Annotated in this window: 6 protein-coding genes; 5 read left to right on the top strand and 1 reads right to left on the bottom strand. The window is 54.1% G+C overall.

The features are described from left to right. The 5 genes from H1B37_RS32315 to H1B37_RS32295 all read left to right on the top strand — a co-directional run. The coding region (locus H1B37_RS32315) for a WD40 repeat domain-containing protein (protein WP_220498484.1) at window positions 1–1,159 on the top strand (1,159 nt) is incomplete at its 5' end. 21 nt (window positions 1,160–1,180) lie between these two features. Continuing rightward, window positions 1,181–1,753 carry an ECF-type sigma factor gene (locus H1B37_RS32310; RefSeq protein WP_182871407.1) on the top strand — a complete coding sequence of 191 codons (573 nt, stop codon included), beginning with the start codon at window positions 1,181–1,183 and terminating at the stop codon, window positions 1,751–1,753. Window positions 1,754–2,233: 480 nt separating this feature from the next. Then, entirely contained in the window at window positions 2,234–2,698 is a 465-nt protein-coding gene (locus H1B37_RS32305) for an ECF-type sigma factor (protein ID WP_353620976.1), read from the top strand. A gap of 194 nt (window positions 2,699–2,892) precedes the next feature. Beyond that, window positions 2,893–3,918 carry a protein kinase domain-containing protein gene (locus H1B37_RS32300; RefSeq protein ID WP_182871406.1) on the top strand — a complete coding sequence of 342 codons (1,026 nt, stop codon included), beginning with the start codon at window positions 2,893–2,895 and terminating at the stop codon, window positions 3,916–3,918. A gap of 7 nt (window positions 3,919–3,925) precedes the next feature. Continuing rightward, window positions 3,926–4,477, top strand: coding sequence for a DUF6036 family nucleotidyltransferase (locus H1B37_RS32295; protein WP_182871405.1), 552 nt, complete (start codon window positions 3,926–3,928; stop codon window positions 4,475–4,477). Here the strand turns inward: H1B37_RS32295 and H1B37_RS32290 are convergent. Further along, window positions 4,455–4,762, bottom strand: a 308-nt coding sequence (locus H1B37_RS32290) for a hypothetical protein (RefSeq protein ID WP_220498483.1), incomplete at its 5' end; no start/stop codon positions are given. The genes H1B37_RS32295 and H1B37_RS32290 overlap by 23 nt on opposite strands.

Genomic DNA, 4,762 nt, shown 5'->3' with positions numbered 1-4,762 from the left:
CGATGACCAGGTCCGAAACGTGCAGTTCTGTCCCACCGATGAACGCTTTCTGGCTTCGAGCGGTCGGCAGGACGAGGCATATGTTTGGGACCTTCAAACCCGTGCCCCAATTAAGAAGTTCAGAGCCTACTCAAATGGACACGCTGGTTGCTTTTCCCCAGACGGAGGCACGTTTTTTGTAGCTGGCCATCGAACTCTCGCCATGTGGGACCTTGCTGAAGCACTGGTCGATGCGATCGGGGGCGTTGTTTCTTGCCGAACCGTCAAGATTTTCGACGACAACAAAAAGGTTGCTACCTTGAACGCAGGGAACAGCTATCGACAATCGCTTTCGGTTTTCGACACCAGACACGGAGCCTCTCTCGAACACCCGTTCGATGGGCAACTCTTTCGGTGCATGGATATGGCACCGAGCGGTATCGGTTATCTCTGTTCTACCGACGGAGTCTTGCTTCGTTGGGACGCAAACACAGGTGACGTTGAAGAACTGAACATCGCTCGGGACCGCGAATCGTCTTCGGTCACAGCCATCGCAATCGATCCGAGAGATCAAGACAGAATCGCATTGGGTTACTCGGATGGAAGTGCGACTTTGTGCAACTGGTCAAAATCCTCGCTGGAGCGGATGCGTGGTATCGCACCTAAGACTGCAGTCAGTCGGCTAAAATTTGCTGGTGACTTGGTGATCGCCGCAGACAATCAATCGAATCTGACAATCGGTGATACCGAACAAAAGCGATGGAAGGAGACTTTTCATCACCTTCACGATGACTGGGCTTGGGCAATCGCTGTGTCCAAGGATGGAAATACCGTCGCCACCGGAAGTTGGGACCACACGATCAAGGTCTGGGATATCCATACCGGCGAAGTGAAGCAAACGATCGTCGGTGTATTTGACACGATACATGGGATCGCCTTGGTGGACGACGATCAGACGATTGTTGCTGCAACAGGCAATGGCTCGATACGATTTTTCGATATCGACTCGGGACGACTGAAAGCTCGCTTTGAGGGACATCAGGATACGGCATATGGACTGGCAGTATCCCCTGATGAAAAGTTGATCGTATCCAGCGGGCGACGTTACGGCCGCCTGCGGTTGTGGCGTATCGCCGACGAGAGAATGGTCGAGAATTGGTTGACGATCCCAGCGAAATAGAGTTCCGATCCATCGACGACAATGACTGATGTTACCGAATTAATTCGAGCCATCGCCAATGGCAATCCGGATGCGGCTCATGAATTGCTTCCCTTGATTTATCATGAACTCCGCAGTCTGGCTAGAATCCAGATGGCCGGTGAAAAAGCGGGCCAAACGCTTCAGGCCACAGCTTTGGTGCATGAAGCCTACTTGCGGTTACTGGGAACAGATCACCACCAGCCGTGGCAGGGACGCGGGCATTTTTTCACGGCAGCGGCCGAAGCGATGCGCCGAATCCTGATTGAAAACGCGCGTCGAAAACAAGCGGCCAAGCGAGGGGGCAATGCCATTCGAGTTGAACTCAAATCCGAACTCATCGGACAAGTTGACCACGAACAAAGGTTGTTGGAGCTGGATGATGCGCTTGTCAAATTAGCCACGCGTCATCAAGCGAAAGCGGACTTTGTCAAACTGAAGATTTATGCTGGTCTTTCAACCGAGGAGGCAGGACATGCCCTGGGGATCTCGGTCCCGACCGCCTTCCGCTGGTGGGAATATTGTCGAGCTTGGTTGAAGGTGGAACTCGACCCAAATTCGCCAGGCTCTCCCTAAATTCTTCATTTGAATTTGGAAAACAACCGAAGTCGATCGGGCCTCGAATTTTCGAACGACACCATTTGACATTGCTTTCCAACGGCCAACATCTGACCTTTGGAAGCGACCGCACTCCACGGTTCTAGTGCGGGCGGATGCATCGACCGCCAGCTCGAATCGTGCCAGCGACGCCGCGGCGGTCAGATTCACCGCCTGCACGAATGAACTTCATCTCAATGAGCCCCAAGTTGGCTCGTTTGACTCGACGATCTCCCTGTCCACATGTTCAGTCTCCTCCTCAATCGAAATTGCCCCGGCCGGTTTCCGATGCTCCGGCGTCGGGCACCGGAGCAGGAAAATGGCGGGCTGGAATCCGCTTTGGTCTCCAGCACTGCCGCACGGTAATCAGCCATGCTCAGAGGCGCTCAATGGCAGCGATTTCGCTGTCCCCACTTTGAAATCCAGACTGAGGTCCCCCAGCCTCGTTATCCTGTATGGATGTCCGACGTCACACAGATTCTCCGGCAGATCGAGCAGGGCGATCCGAGTGCATCGGAGCAGTTGCTACCGCTCGTCTATGACGAATTACGAGAGCTTGCCAAAGTTAGATTGGCCCAAGAGAAGCCGGGGCAGACTCTTCAAGCAACTGCGCTGGTCCATGAGGTCTACCTCCGCTTGCTAGGTGACGTTGCTGGCAAGGATTGGGACTCGCGAGGACACTTCTTTGGTGCTGCCGCGCGGGCGATGCAGAGAATTCTGGTTGAAAATGCTCGACACAAGCAGCGACACAAAGCGGGGCGTGATTTTCAGCGAGTGGACATGTCAGTCGTCGAACCCGAGGTAGCAGGTCCGGATCTCGACTTGCTGGCTTTGAATGCTGCGATGGAAAGGCTTGAGCAACAGCACCCTCGAAAAGCGGAGCTGGTTAGGCTGCGGTTCTTTGCGGGTTTGACCCTTGCATAGGCCGCCGCAGTGCTGGGAGTCTCGAATTCGACCGCCGACAACGACTGGTTCTACGCCAAGAGCTGGCTCCGGGTAGAAATGTCGGAAATTGAGCAGCATTGAAAAATGCTCAAAACAGCTGGGTGATTTTCCGCAGTGCGTCGCATTGACTCTTGAGGCCCCGATTAAGCGTACTTTCTCTAAAACTATTAGCGATGCGACACAATCAACCTGCTGAAGAAGTGATCTTTGGCACGGCGCGAAAAATCGAGTCTGCTGATGTTCGGGACGAATACCTGGAACAGGTTTGCGAGGGGGATCGCGCCTTGCGGAAGCGGGTCGATGCGCTGTTGTCAGCCTTGGAAACAGAATCGGGATTTCTTGAGTCACCGATCGTCGCTCCAACCGTTGATGCGCCACGGATCGTCGAGCAAATCGGATCCCATGTCGGGCGCTACAAGTTACTACAGAAGGTCGGCGAAGGCGGTTTCGGCATCGTCTATATGGCTGAGCAGACCAAGCCTGTGCGACGAAAAGTGGCTCTCAAGATCATCAAGCCAGGAATGGAGACGAAAGAAGTGGTTGCAAGGTTCGAGGCTGAGCGACAGGCATTGGCAATGATGGATCATCCTAATATCGCGAAGGTTTTCGACGGCGGCGAGACGGAATCCGGGCGTCCCTACTTTGTGCTTGAGCTCGTCCGTGGCGAGCCGATAACGCAGTTTTGCGACAAGAACAAGCTGAGCATGGAATCTCGTATCAAGCTGTTTAGCTTGGTTTGTGATGCCATACGGCGCGGCGGTCAGATTCACCGCTGCACGAACGAAGTTCACCTCAGTGAGCACCAAGTTGGCTCATTTGACTCGACTGTCGCTCTGTTCGCATGTTCAGTCGTGGCCTCAATCTGCAACGCCCTGCCGGTTTTCGATGCTCCGGTGTCGGCCACCGGAGCGTGGAATCGACTCGTTGAATCCGGAGGTTATACTGGGGAAATGAGCTATGCACCCAAACACGACTTTGGCCTTTTTGAAACATCTACTGCGATGGCTCGCCTTGATTTTGAACGACAGGCAAGTCCGATACAGAAGGTCGAGCGCTTCGCCGAGTTGGTCGCCATCTGCCGGGGCGTAGAAAAGCCAGACCTGCCCCCGATCGATCGCCAAAAACGATGGATGGCCGAAAAGCTTCCGATTCGGGTGAGGCAAGTTGCAGCGTTCAACTCGGGTGAAAAGGCAGTCTAGCAATCGAATGTTGATCGAGGTACTGGCGAAATTCGCAGGAGAGTTGGAGGCGCGGAATTATCGCTACGCGCTGATCGGCGGTCTCGCCGCTTCGATCAGAGGTCGAATTCGAGCGACAGAAGATATCGACCTCATTGCGCTCTGCAACCTCGACGACGCCTTGGACCTGGTCGAGTCCCTCGGCAATTGCGGTTTCTCCCCTTTGCTCGAAAACTATGAACAGGTTGCGAGATCCGCGCTATTGATACCAGTCATCGATCGATCCAGCGGCATTCAATTGGACTTGGCGATCGGTCTTTCCGGTTTTGAGAAGGACATTGTTGAGCGGGCCGATCCAATGATCTTCGAGGGGCACGAAATTTTCGTGGCGACTCCAGAGGATTTGGTGGTGTTAAAAACCCTGGCTGGGCGTGCACGAGACCTGGACGACGTTAAGGGAATTGTTGAGGTTCTTGGAGAACGGTTCGACTGGCAATACTGCCTCGCGGCCGCAAAACGCTTAGAGTCGGCGGTAGACATTGATCTGGTGCAACAAATTAAACGCCTTCGTCCAAGCTAAAACTCCCTTCACTGATTCTTGTACCTTCTGTGTTTTTTGAGGCGATTCCATTCGGGATGTCTCCAGGAACGCCGACGTCGAAGACGTTGAACACGAAGACGGCAGTCTCTTTCAATCGATACCGGCTCTTCTGGATTCCCGGACCGACCAATTCGCCTTGCTCGGCCGACTCCTCGCGGCCATCCATGGTCTTCAGCGACGACTTTCGCAGGAATTCAAATTCGTCCCGAACGGGCAAGAACGAGTCGATCTCGCAGTAAATCACCGCATCCCCGACGAACACTC

The organism is Stieleria mannarensis (assembly GCF_014154935.1).
Lineage (GTDB): Bacteria > Planctomycetota > Planctomycetia > Pirellulales > Pirellulaceae > Stieleria > Stieleria mannarensis.
This window is presented reverse-complemented; position numbering and strand designations above follow the sequence as displayed.